General features: G+C 42.2%; 14 protein-coding genes. All 14 read left to right on the top strand.

All coding sequences use genetic code 11. The features are described 5' to 3' along the window. Window positions 1–115: 115 nt before the first annotated feature. The 14 genes from MHB79_RS09140 to MHB79_RS09070 all read left to right on the top strand — a co-directional run bounded on the left by MHB79_RS09140 (window position 116) and on the right by MHB79_RS09070 (window position 18,242). The gene (locus tag MHB79_RS09140; RefSeq protein ID WP_445661250.1) at window positions 116–1,735 is read left to right on the top strand and encodes a ribonuclease YeeF family protein; all 1,620 of its coding nucleotides are present in this window, start codon (window positions 116–118) and stop codon (window positions 1,733–1,735) included. Between the two features lie 27 nt (window positions 1,736–1,762). Further along, window positions 1,763–2,125 carry a hypothetical protein gene (locus tag MHB79_RS09135; protein ID WP_106032612.1) on the top strand — a complete coding sequence of 121 codons (363 nt, stop codon included), beginning with the start codon at window positions 1,763–1,765 and terminating at the stop codon, window positions 2,123–2,125. A gap of 1,035 nt (window positions 2,126–3,160) precedes the next feature. Then, window positions 3,161–5,233 carry a BglG family transcription antiterminator gene (locus tag MHB79_RS09125; RefSeq protein ID WP_340990590.1) on the top strand — a complete coding sequence of 691 codons (2,073 nt, stop codon included), beginning with the start codon at window positions 3,161–3,163 and terminating at the stop codon, window positions 5,231–5,233. A gap of 15 nt (window positions 5,234–5,248) precedes the next feature. Continuing rightward, entirely contained in the window at window positions 5,249–5,515 is a 267-nt protein-coding gene (locus MHB79_RS09120) for a PTS sugar transporter subunit IIB (RefSeq protein WP_137054524.1), read from the top strand. Between the two features lie 25 nt (window positions 5,516–5,540). Next, entirely contained in the window at window positions 5,541–6,803 is a 1,263-nt protein-coding gene (locus tag MHB79_RS09115) for a PTS ascorbate transporter subunit IIC (protein ID WP_340989562.1), read from the top strand. A gap of 17 nt (window positions 6,804–6,820) precedes the next feature. Further along, the gene (alsE, locus tag MHB79_RS09110) at window positions 6,821–7,513 is read left to right on the top strand and encodes a D-allulose 6-phosphate 3-epimerase (RefSeq protein ID WP_340989560.1); all 693 of its coding nucleotides are present in this window, start codon (window positions 6,821–6,823) and stop codon (window positions 7,511–7,513) included. A gap of 181 nt (window positions 7,514–7,694) precedes the next feature. Continuing rightward, window positions 7,695–8,735 (top strand): LacI family DNA-binding transcriptional regulator, encoded by a 1,041-nt coding sequence (locus MHB79_RS09105; protein ID WP_340989558.1) that lies wholly within the window; start codon window positions 7,695–7,697, stop codon window positions 8,733–8,735. Window positions 8,736–8,952: 217 nt separating this feature from the next. Continuing rightward, the gene (locus MHB79_RS09100) at window positions 8,953–10,209 is read left to right on the top strand and encodes an ABC transporter substrate-binding protein (RefSeq protein WP_340989556.1); all 1,257 of its coding nucleotides are present in this window, start codon (window positions 8,953–8,955) and stop codon (window positions 10,207–10,209) included. Between the two features lie 30 nt (window positions 10,210–10,239). Then, window positions 10,240–11,172: a carbohydrate ABC transporter permease gene (locus tag MHB79_RS09095; RefSeq protein WP_340989554.1), complete on the top strand. Its 933-nt coding sequence runs from the start codon at window positions 10,240–10,242 to the stop codon at window positions 11,170–11,172. Beyond that, window positions 11,172–12,002, top strand: a complete 831-nt coding sequence (locus tag MHB79_RS09090; protein ID WP_106028864.1) for a carbohydrate ABC transporter permease — start codon at window positions 11,172–11,174, stop codon at window positions 12,000–12,002. Before MHB79_RS09095 ends, MHB79_RS09090 begins: the two co-directional genes overlap by 1 nt. Before the next feature lie 31 nt (window positions 12,003–12,033). After that, on the top strand, window positions 12,034–13,374 hold the full coding sequence (locus tag MHB79_RS09085; RefSeq protein WP_284907612.1) for an alpha-glucosidase/alpha-galactosidase: 1,341 nt from the start codon (window positions 12,034–12,036) through the stop codon (window positions 13,372–13,374). Between the two features lie 336 nt (window positions 13,375–13,710). Continuing rightward, window positions 13,711–15,171: a CoA-acylating methylmalonate-semialdehyde dehydrogenase gene (locus MHB79_RS09080; RefSeq protein ID WP_340989551.1), complete on the top strand. Its 1,461-nt coding sequence runs from the start codon at window positions 13,711–13,713 to the stop codon at window positions 15,169–15,171. A 222-nt stretch (window positions 15,172–15,393) separates the two neighbouring features. Further along, entirely contained in the window at window positions 15,394–16,920 is a 1,527-nt protein-coding gene (locus tag MHB79_RS09075) for a glycoside hydrolase family 43 protein (protein ID WP_445661249.1), read from the top strand. Window positions 16,921–16,973: 53 nt separating this feature from the next. Then, entirely contained in the window at window positions 16,974–18,242 is a 1,269-nt protein-coding gene (locus MHB79_RS09070) for a glucuronoxylanase (protein ID WP_340989549.1), read from the top strand. Window position 18,243 lies beyond the last annotated feature (1 nt).

The raw sequence follows: 18,243 nt of genomic DNA, 5'->3' as shown, positions 1-18,243 counted from the left end.
TCTATATTCCTATTTAATGACAAACTTCATGTTGGTAAAATTGACCTTGTCAATGAATAGGAAGGAGTGAATTCTTCTGGGGAAGATACTTGATGCAAAAGCACTAACAAGTGCCATGGATGCAAGGGCAAAACACTACCAGGAACTCCGTGAACAAATGGTAGATTTAAAAAAAGCATTACAAGGTGTTTCTAATCTTGGTGACGACTTCACTGGAAAAGGTGCCGATAACATTAAAAGCTTTTATAAAGAACTGGCTGGAAATGTAGATATGTTTATCAGCTTCATTGATAAGCAAAAAGCCTTTCATGAAGGTGTTTCTGGGACACTTGATGATACGAGTTTTGGCGGCGACACCTTTGTAGAAGAACACTTTTTAGACAACGCTGTACATATGGGCATCAAAAATGCCAAAAGCATTGTGAAGGATCAAAAAAAGGCGCTTAAAACGATTTTTCAAGACATCGACGACCTCATTTCTCTAGAAGTATTTGATAGTCAAACCTTTGATGAAAAAATTGCAGATGCGGAAGACGAGCGAAAAAAGACAGTGAAAGACCTAAGAGAGCTTGATCAAAATGTAAAAGATGAATATGCTTTGTCAGAAACGGAGCAGCAAGCTACAATGGCATTGTATACGGAAATGATGAATGCCACAAATGACGGAAAAGCGATTTCGCCTATGAATTTTGACAACAAAGCGTATCAAAATAGTGAAATCTACAAGGCAAAAAGCGATATTGAGAAGCAAACTTCTGAATATCTGAAAATCAAAAAAGAACAAGAAGAGGCCCGTGAGAATGCAAAGGAACAGGAAGCACTCGCCAACCGTCCTTGGTATGAAAAAGCACTTGATTATGGCGGAAATATCGTCAATGAATTGACAGGCGTGAACGATGCAAAACGCGCCGCTACAGGTGTTGACCCGATCACAGGTGAAGAGCTCACCGCAGGACAGCGCGTCGCAGCAGGCGGTATGGCAGCAGCAGGTTATATCCCAATCGTCGGATGGGCAGGTCGTATTTTCAAAGGTGGTAAAGCCGTCTATAAAACAACTCAAGCCACATCAGCCGCAGTCAGAGCAGTCGACATTTACAAGACATCGCAAAAATCCTTTGACGCCTTAAAAACATCTCAAAAAGGTCTATATGGTCTCACCGCCACCAACGGCTTCAGCGAAGCGATTACAGGTAGAGACATGTTTGGAAATAAGGTCTCGAAAGAACAGCAGGAAGCGAGTATGAATGCGGCGCTAGGAATGCTTTTGCCGTTTGGGGCGAAAGGGTTTCATGGGAAGATGGGGGTAAAGAGTACAGGCATACCTAATATTTCAAAAAGGCACGATGAAATTGCTCATAAAAGTTATTATGGTAGAAAAGATTTTAGAGCTAAGATAAATAATGCAGTATATTCTCATCATGATAATAAACATTTAAAGGCTAGGACTGCTGAAGAAGCCAAACGTTTTAGTGAGACAGGAAAAAGAAATGCTCAATACCTGCCTGAAATAAATAATAAAGTTTTAGAAAAAGAGGCTCTTCAAAAAGGGCATATCATTGATAATGGCAACAATAATTTTTATTTCATTTATGATACAGGTAAAATTGTTGGTTATGATAATGGTAAATCTACAAGTTGGATAAGGGGAGAACTGACGAGTGGAAATGTGTATCATGGCCACCCGATTGCTGGAGACAGACTAAATAAGTATTTAAATAAATTAGGAATAAAATAACTAGAATATTAGCAAAGAGGTCAGATGATGAGAAAATATGTAAAACTTGATATTCCCGAAGTAAACATTCATCCTTTAAGAATAACTGAAGGTTGGATTGTACGTTATAATAATTTCAGGGAAATTGACCCTAAAAAGTTAGAAACAGAAGATGATAGATGGTTTATGTTCACTGAAAGTTTGTTACAACTTTATCATGAGAAATCATCAATAACATTGGATTTAGGGTGGTATCCCGACTTATCTTCAGATGGTCACTATCTTGTTCTAATAGTTAAAAATACAGATTGGGACAATCCTATTCAGGAATTCAGCTCGGATGACTATACCAAAGTGATTGATTTTATAGAATTTCATTTGAAAGAAATTACATCTAACTGGTGGAAATAAAATGCTAGATACTTAATTACTAACAAATTAACATCGTTATTTTCTTCAGTTTTACTCGTTTTATGATCAATTTTTGGGGCTATAGGTACTCGAATGTGTTCTCAGAGTAAATTCATAATTAAGGGACTCAATATGTTTATAGAATTAGATAATCTTTTATCTGCTAATACAACGATAGACTCTTGGTATGATGACGGGTGTTTGATTGCTAGTGAGATACTCTCAGATTTTAGCCTAAACGACTGGGAAGAACTATCAAATCAGGTGCTTAATAAACCAATAGAGTGACAGCGTAAAATTGCTTACTGTCTGGATAATGAGTGCAATGAATATGAGTTAAATATTTTAATAGATTTGTTGAATACTAACGATAAAGAATTGTTTGAGATTTGTATTGATACATTGAGAAGTTTTCCAATTGAAGAAGGCAAGAAATTGATATTGAAGCATCCTCAAATTTTAGAACGTGTAAATCATGTAGTGACTACTACTGCGAATTCACCAGTAAAAGTAGTTCTTCAAGACTTTCTTTCAAAAATGCATTCAAATTAGTTCGTTTTAATGAGATTATGCAAAAAACCGACAAAAAGGTGGATGGTGACCTTTTTTCCTATGTGGGTCATCGTATGAAAGAAACAAGCAAAACGAACGTGAAAATTTTGTCCAGAAGGAAGAATGTGTGGATGCCAATCATTGAGCACTTTAAGTGCGTTGATTGGTGTCCGCTTTTTTAGCGACGATGATTCAGTACATATGAGTAAATCAAGAATGCCAAAAGAATTGTGAAAGATCAAAAAAGACATAAAGGACGATTCAGTACATCCATGACCTCATTACAAACGTTTTCTATCACATAAAAGAAAACAAAGAATTCTTTTTATACAAGTCTCAAAGCACACTCAAGCGGGTGTGCTTTTTCTTATAGCAAAAGAACACCCAAAAAGCTGCACAGCATTTGCTGAAAACATTTGGGCTTCTTTGACGCAGGGGAGTTGATTAGACTTATAACCAAAGGGAAGAAGGGAGGAATTCGAACTGCACTTAACCAAAAGGGGTACGACTTTATTATCGATGCTGATTCACACGACATCTTATTTATCAATTGAAGATTTACAGAACCGACTGAATGTCTCTTCTCGAACCGTCTACTCTGAAATCAAACGAATGAATAGCTGGCTGAAAACTCATGAGCTTAGTGGCGTTCAGCGAAAAGATCAACTTGGCTACTACTTACTCACACATGAAAAAGAAGTCATTATTCAAAAAGCGAACACCATTCTCGTTGGTTCTGATTATGAACCATGTGTAAAGGAAAGAAGGGCGATCCTGCTCTTATCCATTGCATGCAGTGAGAAACGTCTAAAAATTGATGATTTTATGAAACTGACCAAAGTGAGCCGAAATACATTGCTTGAAGATATGAAACAGCTAAAAGAAGCACTTTCAAAGCAGCAGCTCACGCTTCACTATCAGGCAGCCTGCGGCTATTTGATTTCAGGAGAAGAAAGAATGATTCGATTGGCGCTGAAACCTTATATTCATTCCATTCGCACTATGATAAAAAACGAAAAAGCGTTTCCATCTTTTTGGTTAAAGGGGCCAATTTCATATAAGCGGTTAAAGCATCTCCTCGAGCAGTCAGAACAAGAGCTTCAGCTCGAGTTTGCTGATGACATGCTGGATCAGCTGTCTTTGGATCTCTTTTTCTACTTTAAGCGGATGAAGCTAGGACGTGCTATACACCTTTCAAACGAAGAAAAGCGTACATTGCAGGAAACTGAGGAATGCTTGGCGGCTATTCGTTTCATGGCACGAATTCAAAAAGAAACGGGTCTTCAAGTGCATGATGATGAAATCTATTTTCTTAGCACTCTATGGCTCAGCGCCAAGAAACAAAAGCTTCCATCAAGTCAAAAGCCAGAAGAGCATCTCATTCGCACCATTGCCAGACAAATGATTTTTGATTTTCAGCGGTATGCATGTATCTCCTTTCAAGAGTACGAAGCCTTGGAGCAAAACTTAACCATGCATCTCATCCCTGCCTATTACAGACTCATCTATCACATTGATATCAACAATGAATTAACAGAATCTATTAAAAAAACACAGCCAGAGGTGTTTGATATCACTCAAAAGGTCGTATGTCATTTAGAAAAGGCGACCTGCTCCAAGATAAGTGAGCATGAAATTGCTTACGTGGCGATGCATTTTGGTGGTTGGATGAGAAGAGAAGGGATTTCGCCAATTGTGCGGCGTTCTGTATACATTGTTTGCGGCGAAGGAATTGGCACAAGTCATATGCTGAAAACACAGCTTATCGAATTAATCGGTTATATCGATGTACGTGATCTATTATCAAAGCGCTCATACGAACAGCTGTCATCGATTGATGTCGACTTTGTTGTGTCAACAACACCTATTTCGTTTAAAGGAAAGCCAGTTCATCTCGTTCATCCCATCCTTACTGCCTATGAAAAAAAAACCTTACTTCAATATGGAGAAGGTGCAGAAACTAGGTTTGATGAGAAAAATGTGAACGCTTTATTTAACATCATTCAACAACATACCATCGTACAAAATGAAAATGCACTGCTTCGTGATCTTAAAGCGCTACTGCATCCCGCATATGTATCCCATCAGAAAGGGTGGAAACCAGTGTTAAACGATTTATTAACAGAAAAAACCATTCATCTCCAACAAACAGCAGAAACATGGCAAGAGGCCATCACAAAAGCAGCGCAGCCTTTACTCGATCAAAATGCCATTCAGAAAGGTTATGTGGAGGCCATGATTCAGTCCGTTCATCAAAATGGACCTTATATTGTGATCGCGCCACAAGTAGCCATTCCGCATGCTAGACCAGAGGACGGCGTGAACGAATTAAGCATGTCACTCATGTCATTCGAACGGCCCGTTTTTTTCTCTAAGGATGAAAAAAAACAGGTTCGTCTCATCATTGTGCTAGCAGCCATTGACAGTATCACTCACCTGAAAGCGCTCAAACAGCTGACCATGCTGTTAAGTGATGAAAAACGGAGGAAACAACTGATTGAAGCAAATGAATTAGCATCGGTGCAAAAACTAATTGATCAATTTTCACAACGATAAAGGAGGAAAAAGAGAATGAAAAAAATTCTTGTTGTGTGCGGAAACGGATTAGGAAGCAGCTTTATCGTAGAAATGAATGTCAAAAAAGCATTAGAAGAGTTAGGGCTTGTAGCTGAAGTGGACCATACCGATCTCAGCACAAGTAAAAATGAACTGGCTGATCTATATATCGGAGCAACAGACATTATCGATCAGCTGGATGACGGCACAAGAAAGGTCGCTGGATTAAATAACTTGTTAGACCAGGAAGCTATTAAAGACATCCTTCGTAAACACATTTAAGCCACGAAAAAGGGGGATTCACATCATGATAGAACTGATCATGAATGATATATTGGGCACACCAGCCATTCTCATCGGTTTGTTTGCACTAGCTGGTTTACTTTTGCAGAAAAAATCAGCTGCCGATACAGTATCAGGCACCTTAAAAACAACGATGGGTTTTTTAATATTAGGAGCGGGCGCCACAGTCGTGTCTGATTCACTTGGCGTTTTTCGAAAAATGTTTGAAGCAGCGTTTCACATTCAAGGGGTTGTCCCAAATACAGATGCCATGGCAGCCATTGCTCAAAAGGAATTCGGGACACAGACGGCTCTCATTATGATTTTTGGCATGCTGGTCAATTTATTATTGGCAAAATTCACCCCCTTTAAATACGTCTTTTTAACAGGACACCATACCTTGTATATGGCTGCAATGCTCGCAGTCGTTCTTTCGACAGCAGGAATGCAAGGAGCGCTTCTTGTCACTATCGGTTCAATTATATTAGGGACCGCTATGGTCATTGCACCCGCTATTCTTCAGCCATTCACAAGGAAAGTCACTGGAAGCGATGATCTTGCGCTTGGACACTTCAGTACCTTCGGTTATTTTACAGCGGGAATGATCGGAAAATGGATCGGTCGTCCAGAGAGATCAACAGAAACCATTCAAGTGCCTAAATCACTCGGCTTTCTACGAGATACATCTGTGGCCATTTCAATCACGATGGCTTTGCTGTTCTTTGCGATTGCACCGTTTGCTGGTATTCCCTTTATAGAACAAATGAGTGGGGGCACGAACTTCGCTGTCTTCATTCTCATTCAGGCTATTACCTTTGCTGCTGGTGTGTACATTATTTTAGCCGGGGTTCGGATGGCAATCGGTGAAATCGTGCCTGCTTTCAAAGGGATTGCCGATCGTTTTGTGAAAGGGGCAAAACCGGCACTTGACGCACCAACCGTTTTTCCATTTGCTCCAAATGCAGTCATTATCGGTTTTTTATGCAGCTTTGCAGGAGGCATTGTATCCATTTTTCTTTTACCTTTGTTTGGTTTAACTGTCATTGTTCCTGGTCTAGTCCCGCACTTTTTTTGCGGCGCTACAGCAGGAGTGTATGGCAATGCAACAGGAGGCGTGAGAGGGGCTGTCGTTGGGGCATTTGCAAATGGATTGCTTCTTTCTTTTTTACCTGCTTGTTTATTACCTGTGTTAGGAACCCTTGGTTTTGAAGGGACAACTTTTGGAGATACAGACTTTGGTATCATCGGAATCTTGATTGGATTGATCAAGCTTTTATTTCAACTGTAAAAAGGAGGATTCTGAGAATGACAGCCATTTTTTCACCTTCATTGATGTGCATGGATTTAACGCACTTCCGCGAACAAATTCATATTCTCAACACGAGAGCAGATCGATATCATGTCGACGTCATGGATGGTCATTACGTGAAAAATATCACCTTATCACCCTTTTTCATAGAACAGCTTCGAAAACTGACAGATAGACCAATTGATGTGCATCTTATGGCAGAATACCCCCAAGAATTTTTAATCGATGCCTGCATTGATGCAGGCGCAAGCATGATCTGCTTACACCCAGAGGTCGTGCAAAAGGACGTTTTTAGGATCATTCGGCATATCCATCAAAGAGACTGCGAGGTTGGCTTTGTCTTAAATCCAGCCACACCAATTGCAGTGTTAGATTCCTATATACATTTAATAGACCGAGTGACGATCATGACGATTGATCCAGGCTTTGCTGGACAGCCTTTTATTAAAGCAATGCTTCGTAAAATCAAAGAGGTGAGAAAGATAAAAGAGCAAGAAGGGTACTCTTTTTCAATTGAAGTAGACGGCTCCTGTAATGAGAGCACGTTCCGGCTGCTTGCTGAGGCTGGAAACGAGATCTATATTATCGGTACCTCAGGTTTATTTGGACTTCACCATCAACTTGATACAGCTTGGGAGACAATGAAGCAATTGTTTTCAAAAGAAACAGCCTCAATTGAATCACGTTAGTAAAAGAGGATGAAACCCATCCTCTTTTTTACGCAACTTTACTAAAACATCGTATCTAACCAAAACATACTCGAAAACAAAATAAAAAATCATAACTTCACACTTGAAAGCGCTTTATCAACGTGTTATCCTTCAAATATCTTTAGTAAATATTTAGTCAAAAACCAAGAGGAGTTTGCCTATGACCACACTCAAAGATATTGCTCATGATGCAAAAGTGTCCGTTTCTACTGTATCCCGTGTGTTAAATGGCGATCAAACCCTTGCCGTTTCGCACGCAACAAGACAAAACATCCTCGACATTGCAAAGAAGCTAAACTATACCCCAATGAGAGCAAGAAAAGCCGATCAAACAGAGGAAAAAAGCCCATCTGAATCCCCAATCATCGGTATCGTTGTCGCTCAATCCATTGACGAAGAATTAAATGACCCCTTTTTTTCATCGATTCGAAAAGGAATTGAAAAAGAATATGCCAAACAAGGGCTCTCCACCCTCCATACCTTTCGCCTGAGAAGCATGGATAAAGGGGCGATGCTAAAGGATATTGACGGTTTGATCGTCATTGGACGAATTAGCCCTGATACGGTGGAAAAAATGACAAATCGAATGGAACACATTGTTTTTATTAATCATTATGCGGATGAGGATTTGTATGATTGTGTACATGTCGATTTTGTCAGAGCGGCAGATCGAGCGATTCGCCATCTGCAATCGCTTGGCTATACACATCTAGGCTATATTGGCGGAAAGGAGCGAGAGCATTATTTCGAAGGTAATGCTGTGATTGAGGACGAAAGACAAACGACGTTTATGAAAAGAATGCAAGAGGCAGGTAGTCTTCATCTGGATGACATCCATATTGGAGAATACTCCATGCAAGAAGGCTATACGCTCATGCAGAAGGCCATTAAAAAAGGAAACCTGCCACAAGCCTTTTTTATCGGAAGTGATTCAATGGCGATCGGTGCAATGCGAGCGCTCAACGAAGCCGGTCTGCGTGTTCCTTTCGATGTATCCATTGTTGGGTTTAATGACATTGAAGCGGCTTCATTTTCAAGCCCGCCGCTTACAACCGTCAAAGTATATACAGAAGAAATGGGGGAAGTCGGTCTGAAGCTTTTGCTTGAGAGAATAAACGGCAGAAAGCTTCCTCTAAAAGTCGTCGTGCCAACAAAACTCATCGAAAGAGGCAGCACATGTCTCATCCATGAAAGGGGGTGAACCCGAGATTTCAGCAAACAAAAAAGAGACAAAAAAGCAGAAAGCAAGCTGCTAGCATGATGGCCAGATCATGCGAAGAACAAGGCAGCCTACTGGTATGCTCTCTTATCTCTTTGAAAAGAATAGAATTCCAGTATAATGGACTTCTTTTGTTTCCGCAACTGCATGAATTCTACCGATTATCGTCTGAATTTTCAGTGATTAAAAGGAGGAAACCATGAATAAAAAAATCATGCTACTCACTGCGGCCTTTATCTTGACCATTCTTTTGTCTGCTTGCAGCAATAGCGGAACGTCCGAAGCAAACGGAAAGGTCACCCTAACTCTCTTTTCGACGATGAGCAACAGCGGGGAAAGAAAAGCGTTTGAAGAAGTGATCCGTAAATTTGAAAAAGAGCATCCACATCTTCGAATCGATGCCAACTTCCCAGGCAACAGCTATGAAGATACGATCCGTGTCAAAATGGGGGCAAATGATATGCCAGATCTGTTTGACACACATGGCTGGGCAAAACTGCGCTACAGCGAGTATGTGGCTGATTTAAAAGAAATGGATTGGGTGAAACAGCTTGATCCTTCACTCGATCAAATTTTAAAGGACCAAGATGGCAAAGTATACGCGTATCCGCTGAATCAAGCAAAAGACGGGCTTAGCTTTAATGCCAATCTATTAAAGGACTATGACATTGAAATCCCTAGAACACTTGATGAGCTAAAATCCGCTTTGCTGACAGTGAAGGAAAAGAGCAAAGGAGAGGTTGTGCCGCTCTGGATACCAGGAGGAGACAACTCAAATATCGCCCAAGTCTTTGATGAACTCGCCACACCTTTATTGATCACCAGTCCAAACCACCGATACGGAAAAGACCTTGAAAACGGATCATTTGATTGGTCTCTCTATACACCGCTTGCACAGTTCATGAAGGAGCTGAAGGATCAAGATCTTTTAAACAAAGATGTCCTCACAGCAAAACTATCTCAAGCACCTGAACTGATGGCACAAAACAAAATAGCCTTCACCTTTGTCGGAGGCTCATTAGGACCTGAAGCATCTGAACTCAATCCATCGATCAAAGTAGGGACGATGCCAGTTCCATCTATTCATGAAGGAGATAAGCAAAGCTGGATTGGAGGAGAACGGTTTACGGTCGCTGCTTGGAAAGACTCCAAGCATCTAAAAGAAGCAAAACAATTCATTGATTTTCTCGCAAAGCCTGAAAATGCGAAAAAGATCGCAGAAGGCACATCCTCTGAAGCAGCCTTAAAGCAAGTAAAAGCGAAAAACTATTACTCTACGTTTTACGATCAATACGAACAGGTGAAGATTGAACCGTATTTCGATCGAAAATACTTACCAAGCGGCATGTGGGCTGTCATGGCAACATCGGGTCAAGAATTATTAGCAGGCTCCATCACACCAGAACAGTTATCGAAAAAGATGGAAGAGGAATATAAGCGTCTGAAAAAACAATAGCAGGCTCATGCTGAAACAGGAGTGAAGCCAATGAATGACATCACAAAAGCACAGCAGCCAGCCGCATTCACCTCTTTACCAAAGCAGAAAATGAAAAAAAGCCAGAATTCATCCCTTTGGTGGATGTACTTGCCAGCTGTTCTCGTCGTCAGTACCTTTATCATTTATCCTTTTTTGAACGGAATTCAGCTATCTTTTACGAATTGGAATGGGTTCTCACAAACTTATGAATGGATTGGGCTGGATCAATATAAGCGCCTGCTTCAGGACCCAACGACATGGCTTGTTGTTAAAAATACACTTCTATACGGCATCGGTAGCACCATCTTACAAAATATCATCGGACTTGGATATGCTCTTTTATTAAATCAAAGCTTAAAAATGAGAGCGATCGCAAGAACAATTGTCTATTTACCTGTCATGATTAGTCCGATTGCGATGGGCTATATTTGGTATTTTGTGTTTGCTTACCAAGGCGGTGCCTTAAACGATGTGGTGACGCTTTTTGGATTTGATCAAATGAATGCGCTTGGCAATCCGCAACTAAACACATGGATCATTGTGCTCGTCAACACCTATCAATTCGTCGGGATCGCAATGATCATTTATTTAGCAGGACTGCAAGGCATTCCTAAGGATTATTATGAAGCGGCACAATTAGACGGTGCATCCAGCCTTCAGCAGTTCAGGCGAATTACATTGCCTCTCCTTATACCGTCTATCACCATTAATGTTGTGCTGAATGTCATTGGCGGGCTCAAGCTCTTTGATGTCATTGTGGCGCTTACTGGCGGCGGACCTGGAGATTCCTCGCAATCGATGTCGACCTTTATGTATGATCTGTATTTCAAACGTCAGGATGCAGGCTATGCAGCAACGCAAGGAGTCTTCATGGCGGTCATCATCCTTGTCATTAGTGTCGCAGCGCTGATGTATTTCAAACGAAAGGAGACCGAGGTGTGATGGAAAATGCCTTTAAACGTAAGAAGAGATGGTACACCTTCCTCGCCCTTTTGGTGACATTGCTTCATCTCATTCCATTTTATATCTTGGTAACGACATCATTAAAGGGGATAGGAGATTTCAGTTCAAAATGGCTGTTTCCAAAAGCGCTTCATCTTGAAAACTTTCGCACGGCATGGACAGAGGCTCAGCTTGGCCAATCCTTTTTGAATACCGTGATCATTACGTTCAGCTCTGCTGTATGCCTCATCTTTCTTGGCTCCCTTGCAGCCTATCCGCTCGCAAGAAGGAGCACAAAGCTAAATCAAGCAGTTTATGTTTTATTCATCGCCATTATGGTCATTCCACCACTCACAGCCCTTGTCCCTCTCTATAAAATGGTCGTTCAAATCGGGATGATGAACACCTATCAAATCGCTATTTTAAATAATGTCGCTGCTTTTTTGCCGCTAACGATTTTCTTATATGCAGGCTTTATCCGGTCAACCATTCCAAAGGAGCTTGAAGAAGCAGCCCGTATTGATGGAGCGGGGACACTTAGAGTTTTTTTCACCGTCGTTTTTCCGCTTCTGAAACCCATTACCGCTTCTGTTTTAATCATTGCCTGTGTGTATATTTGGAACGACTATCAATTTGCCATCTTCTTTTTGCAAGATAAAGAGATGCATACACTCACAGTCGCCTTATCCCATTTTTTTGGTCAAAATCAACATCAGCTTCAGCTCGTTGGTGCTGCTGCGCTCATTGCAATGCTGCCGATGGTGACGATGTTTTTACTGTTGCAAAAATATTTTATCGCAGGGCTTTCACAAGGCTCTGTCAAAGGGTAGTTCAATATGGATGCGAAAAGGAGAGTCGTCTATGTCTAAAATTACATTTATCGGTGCAGGGAGTACCGTGTTTGCTAAAAATATATTAGGAGATTGTTTGTTCGTCCCTGCACTAAGCGGTTTTGAATTCGCTTTATATGATATCGACCACAACCGGCTGAAAGAATCCGAAACGATGCTCCGCCATTTAAAAGAGAACTACGGTGCACATGTGGCCATTAAGTCCTATCACAACCGAAAAGAAGCCTTAAAGGATGCGAAATATGTGATCAATGCCATCCAGGTTGGAGGCTACCGGCCAAGCACGGTGATTGATTTTGAGATTCCGAAAAAATATGGGTTAAGACAAACGATTGCGGATACGGTTGGCATCGGCGGCATCTTCCGCTTCCTTCGGACAATTCCTGTGATGCTTGATTTTGCAAAGGAGATGGAAGAGGTTTGCCCAAATGCTTTATTGTTAAATTACACAAATCCAATGGCCACACTGACAGGCGCGATGCTGCGCTATACACAGGTTCAAACAGTGGGTCTTTGTCATAGTGTGCAGGTGTGTACAAAGGATCTATTTGAATCACTTGAAATGGATCATGAAGGCATTGAAGAAAAAATTGCCGGCATTAATCATATGGCATGGTTATTAGAAGTGAAACGGGACGGAAAAGACTTGTACCCAGACATCAAAAAAAGAGCAAAAGAAAAGCAGCAATCGCGGCATCATGATATGGTACGTTTTGAGCTGATGGATAAATTCGGGTACTATGTCACTGAATCCTCAGAGCACAATGCCGAATACCACCCTTATTTTATCAAATCTCGCTATCCAGAACTGATCGGTCAATATAACATTCCGCTCGATGAATACCCGAGACGCTGCGAGGAACAAATCAACAACTGGAATACAATGAAGCATGACCTTGTGGGCAATACACAGATCACACATACTCGCTCAAAAGAATATGGTCCCCGTATCATTGAAGCGATCGAAACGAACATTCCCTTTAAATTTGGCGGGAATGTGCTGAACACAGGAGGCCTCATTCACAACCTGCCTGAAAAAGCGTGTGTCGAAGTGCCGTGTGTTGCAGATCGGAGCGGTATCATGCCATGCTATGTCGGAGAGATCCCTGAACAATTGGCTGGACTGAACCGGACCAATATCAACTCACAGCTCATGACAATCGAAGCAGCAATCAGCGGCAAAAAAGAGCACATTTATCAAGCGGCATTACTTGATCCACACACAAGCGCTGAACTATCGATTGATGACATCATCAAATTATGCGATGAACTCATTGAAGCACATGGTGAGATGCTTCCGCATTTTGCAGAACCGAATCAATATGCCGCATCAACCAACTTACAGAAATAAACCAGCCTCTACCTGATGCTACGCGCATCAGGTTTTTTTATGCTGCAAAAAGAGGATTGACTGAAAGCGTTTTTAATATTATGATTTTTCTAAAGTTAACCAACAGTTAATCAAAAATACATCATGAATGAATCACATTCCGGAATCATTTCTCACAAACAAATGAATGGGCGACAACCTTTCACACGTTAGAGCAAGCTTTTATCACAACGTAAACCAAAACGACAATAATATTTGACAAAGAGTGTATACAGATGGGCGCCCATTAGATGAGACAATGACAACCAAACACATCCTATAAGCATGACATTTTTTCATAAAAAGGAGAGAGGGAACATGACCAAAACAGATGTACAAATGTTGAAAAATTATATTGGCGGACAATGGATTGAGGCAGAAACTAGTCAAACAGAGGCAGTATATAACCCAGCAACTGGCGAGATCATCGCAGAAGTGCCGCTTTCAACAAAAAAAGATGTCGAACGTGCGGTACAGGCAGCACAACAAGCATTTACCACTTGGTCGAAAACCCCCGTTCCCCGCCGTGCCCGCATTTTATTTAAATATCAGCAGTTACTCGTTGAAAAATGGGATGAGCTGGCTGAACTCGTCACGATTGAAAACGGAAAAAGCATAACAGAAGCAAAGGGAGAAGTGCAGCGCGGGATTGAATGTGTCGAATTTGCCGCTGGTGCACCAACCTTAATGATGGGAAAACAATTACCAGATATCGCATCAGGACTCGAATCTGGCATGTACCGCTATCCAATTGGCGTCATCGGCGGGATTACACCATTTAACTTTCCGATGATGGTCCCTTGCTGGATGTTTCCGCTTGCCATTGCGTGCGGAAATACGTTTGTTTTAAAACCTTCAGAGCGCACGCCGATTCTTGCCGCGCGTTTAGCCGAGCTATTTGAAGAAGCAGGTCTTCCAAAAGGGGTTCTCAACATTGTCAATGGGGCTCACGATGTCGTCTATGGTCTGCTTGAACACCAAAAGGTCAAAGCCATTTCATTTGTCGGCTCTCAGCCAGTCGCAGAATACGTCTATAAAAAAGGCACAGAGCATGGCAAACGTGTCCAAGCACTTGCAGGAGCAAAAAATCACTCCATTGTTCTCAAAGATGCAGATTTAGACGCGGCAACGAAACAAATCATTGGTGCTGCCTTTGGATCAGCAGGAGAGCGCTGCATGGCTGCGGCCGTTGTCGCAGTGGAAGAAGAAGTGGCAGATGAGCTCATTCAAAAATTAGTTGATGAATCGAACGAGCTCGTCATTGGAAATGGAATAAATGAAGAGGTCTTTCTTGGTCCAGTCATTCGAAAGGAACATAAAGAACGAACGCTTCAATACATCCAGTCAGGGATTGAAGAAGGCGCAAGTCTCATTCGTGATGGCAGGAAAGATCACGAAACAAATGGAAAAGGGTATTTCGTTGGACCAACGATCTTTGACCATGTGACAAATCAAATGAAAATTTGGCAGGACGAGATTTTCGCCCCAGTCTTATCCATTGTTCGTGTCTCTTCACTAACAGAAGCAATCGACCTTTCCAATCAATCAAAATTTGCGAACGGTGCCTGCCTGTACACAGACAGTGCATCAAGCATCAGAGAATTTCGCGAAAACATCGACGCAGGGATGCTCGGCGTCAATATCGGTGTTCCTGCACCAATGGCATTTTTCCCGTTTTCCGGCTGGAAGGATTCTTTCTACGGGGACTTGCACGCCAATGGAACAGACGGAGTAGAGTTTTACACAAGAAAGAAAATGGTGACCGCGCGTTATATGTGATCAACAATCATGAATAAGCTAAGAAAATGCAGTTCCAAAAGGAGAACTGCATTTTTTTGTTGTCTCCTAGTCAAAAAGTAAGGGTTTTCATCGTTGTTTTAGCAGCGATTCTCCCAAGAAATCATCCTTTGTATTCATTCTTCATCAGCGTCTATCAACATAATTTGAAATTGGGCGTAAACCCCAAGATTAGGAAGATGAAAACAGGAGGAAAATGACACGATGAGAAAGAGGATGAAGTGCGGTGTAGGTTTTTTGATTCTTGCTTTGGTACTGAGCTGTATACCCGTATATGATGCGAGTGCAGCAAGTACCCCCATTGCAAAACGAGTAGGAAATGCAAATCCGCTCATAGACCATCACCTGGGGGCAGATCCGTTTGCGCTCACCTATAACGGAAGAGTGTACATTTATATGTCGAGTGATGACTATGAATATCACAGCAATGGAACGATTAAGGACAATTCTTTTGCAAATTTGAATAGGGTTTTTGTCATCTCTTCGGCAGATATGGTGAACTGGACAGATCACGGAGCGATTCCAGTAGCAGGGGCCAATGGCGGGAAAGGGATTGCCAAATGGGCAGGCGCATCTTGGGCTCCAGCCGCTGCGGTGAAGAAGATCAATGGGAAAGATAAATTTTTCCTTTATTTTGCTAACAGCGGCGGAGGGATTGGCGTCCTGACAGCGGACAGCCCGATTGGTCCCTGGAAAGATCCTATCGGAAAAGCGCTCGTCACGCCAAATACACCAGGGATGTCAGGTGTTGTATGGCTGTTTGATCCAGCCGTATTTGTAGATGATGACGGGACCGGTTATCTATATGCTGGTGGAGGCGTTCCAGGCGGTTCAAATCCAACGCAGGGACAATGGGCCAATCCTAAAACAGCAAGAGTTCTGAAGCTAGGGCCTGACATGACAAGTGTGGTCGGTAGTGCATCAACCATTGATGCTCCTTTCATGTTTGAAGATTCGGGAATGCATAAATATAACGGTACCTATTACTACTCCTATTGCATCAATTTTGGCGGCTCCCACCCAGCAGATAAACCACCAGGCGAGATCGGCTATATGACGAGCTCAAGTCCTATGGGTCCCTTTACGTATAAAGGACACTTCTTGAAAAATCCGGGTGCATTTTTCGGTGGCGGCGGTAACAACCATCATGCTGTGTTTAATTTTAAAAACGAGTGGTATGTCGTGTATCACACACAAACGGTGAGCTCTGCCTTATACGGAGCAGGGAAAGGCTACAGATCTCCCCACATTAATAAGCTTGTGCATAATGCTGACGGCTCCCTTCGAGAGGTCGCAGCCAATTTTGAAGGCGTTAAACAGCTTTCCAACTTAAATCCTTATCAACGGGTAGAAGCTGAAACATTCGCTTGGAATGGGCGCATTTTAACAGAGGCCTCCTCAGCACCTGGTGGGCCAGCCAATAACCAGCACGTCACAAACATTCAAAACGGCGATTGGGTGGCTGTCAGTAATGTCGATTTCGGATCGAGAGGTGCCAGAACCTTTAAAGCCAATGTAGCAGCCGCTTCAGGCGGACAAATTGAAGTGCGTCTCGGCAGTCCAGACGGTAGAATTGCCGGAACACTCAATGTCCCTTCCACAGGCGGAAACTGGCGAGAAATAGAAGCGGCAGTAAACGGGGCAACGGGAGTACACAACGTATTCTTTGTCTTCAAAGGAAATGGTGCCAACCTATTCCAATTTGATTCCTGGCAGTTTACTCAAAGGTAAACAAAATCTGATGCTACGGCATCGATTAATGGTTGATGGGAGAGTGGGAAAATTTGATGTCCATAATCAAAAAACCAATTTGCACTTTATTGGTCTGCTTCACTATGTTGTCTGTCATGTTCATAGGACCCGGCGTAACTGAGGTGTCAGCGGCAAGTGATGCGAATATTAATCTCAACGCGGAAAGACAAGTGATCCGCGGCTTTGGCGGAATGAACCACCCGGCCTGGATTGGTGATTTGACCGGACCTCAAAGGGAAACCGCCTTTGGCAATGGACAGAATCAGTTAGGATTCTCCATTCTACGGATTTATGTAGACGAGAACAGAAATAATTGGCACAGAGAAGTCGCCACCGCTAAAAGAGCGATAGAGCATGGCGCTTTGGTGATCGCTTCGCCTTGGAATCCTCCAAGCCATATGGTAGAGACTTTCAACCGTAATGGTGCGTCTGCAAAGCGGCTGAGATACAATCAATACGCCGCATATGCTCAGCATTTGAATGATTTTGTGACATACATGAAAAATAATGGCGTCAATCTCTATGCCATTTCCGTACAAAACGAGCCTGATTATGCACATGAATGGACATGGTGGACACCTCAGGAAATCCTGCGATTCATGAGAGAAAATGCTGGCTCCATAAATGCACGTGTGATTGCACCAGAATCCTTTCAATACCTTAAAAATATCTCAGATCCTATCTTAAACGATCCGCAGGCGCTTAGTAATATGGACATTCTCGGTGCCCATCTGTACGGAACCCAAATCAGCCAGCTTCCGTATCCTCTTTTCAAACAAAAAGGAGGGGGAAAAGAGCTGTGGATGACAGAGGTCTACTACCCGAATAGTGATAACAATTCAGCGGACCGCTGGCCTGAGGCATTAGGGGTATCAGAGCATATTCACCATTCAATGGTGGAAGGGGACTTTCAGGCGTATGTGTGGTGGTACATCCGGAGATCATACGGTCCTATGAAAGAAGATGGAATGATTAGCAAGCGCGGATACAACATGGCGCATTTCTCCAAGTTTGTGCGTCCAGGGTACGTCAGAATTGATGCAACGAAAAGCCCTGAACCGAATGTTTTCGTCTCAGCCTATAAAGGAAACAATCAGGTCGTCATTGTCGCGATTAACAAAAACAATACAGGAGTCAATCAACACTTTGTCATGCAAAACGGAACTGCTTCCCAAGCGTCAAGATGGATCACGAGCAGCAACAGTAACCTCCAGCCTGGAACTGACTTAAACATATCAGGAAATCAATTTTGGGCACATCTCCCAGCTCAAAGTGTGACAACATTTGTGGTCAAACGCTAAA

Origin of the sequence: Bacillus sp. FSL M7-0558, assembly GCF_038003245.1 — a bacterium.
In the GTDB taxonomy this organism is placed as follows: domain Bacteria; phylum Bacillota; class Bacilli; order Bacillales; family Bacillaceae; genus Bacillus; species Bacillus pumilus.
This window is presented reverse-complemented; position numbering and strand designations above follow the sequence as displayed.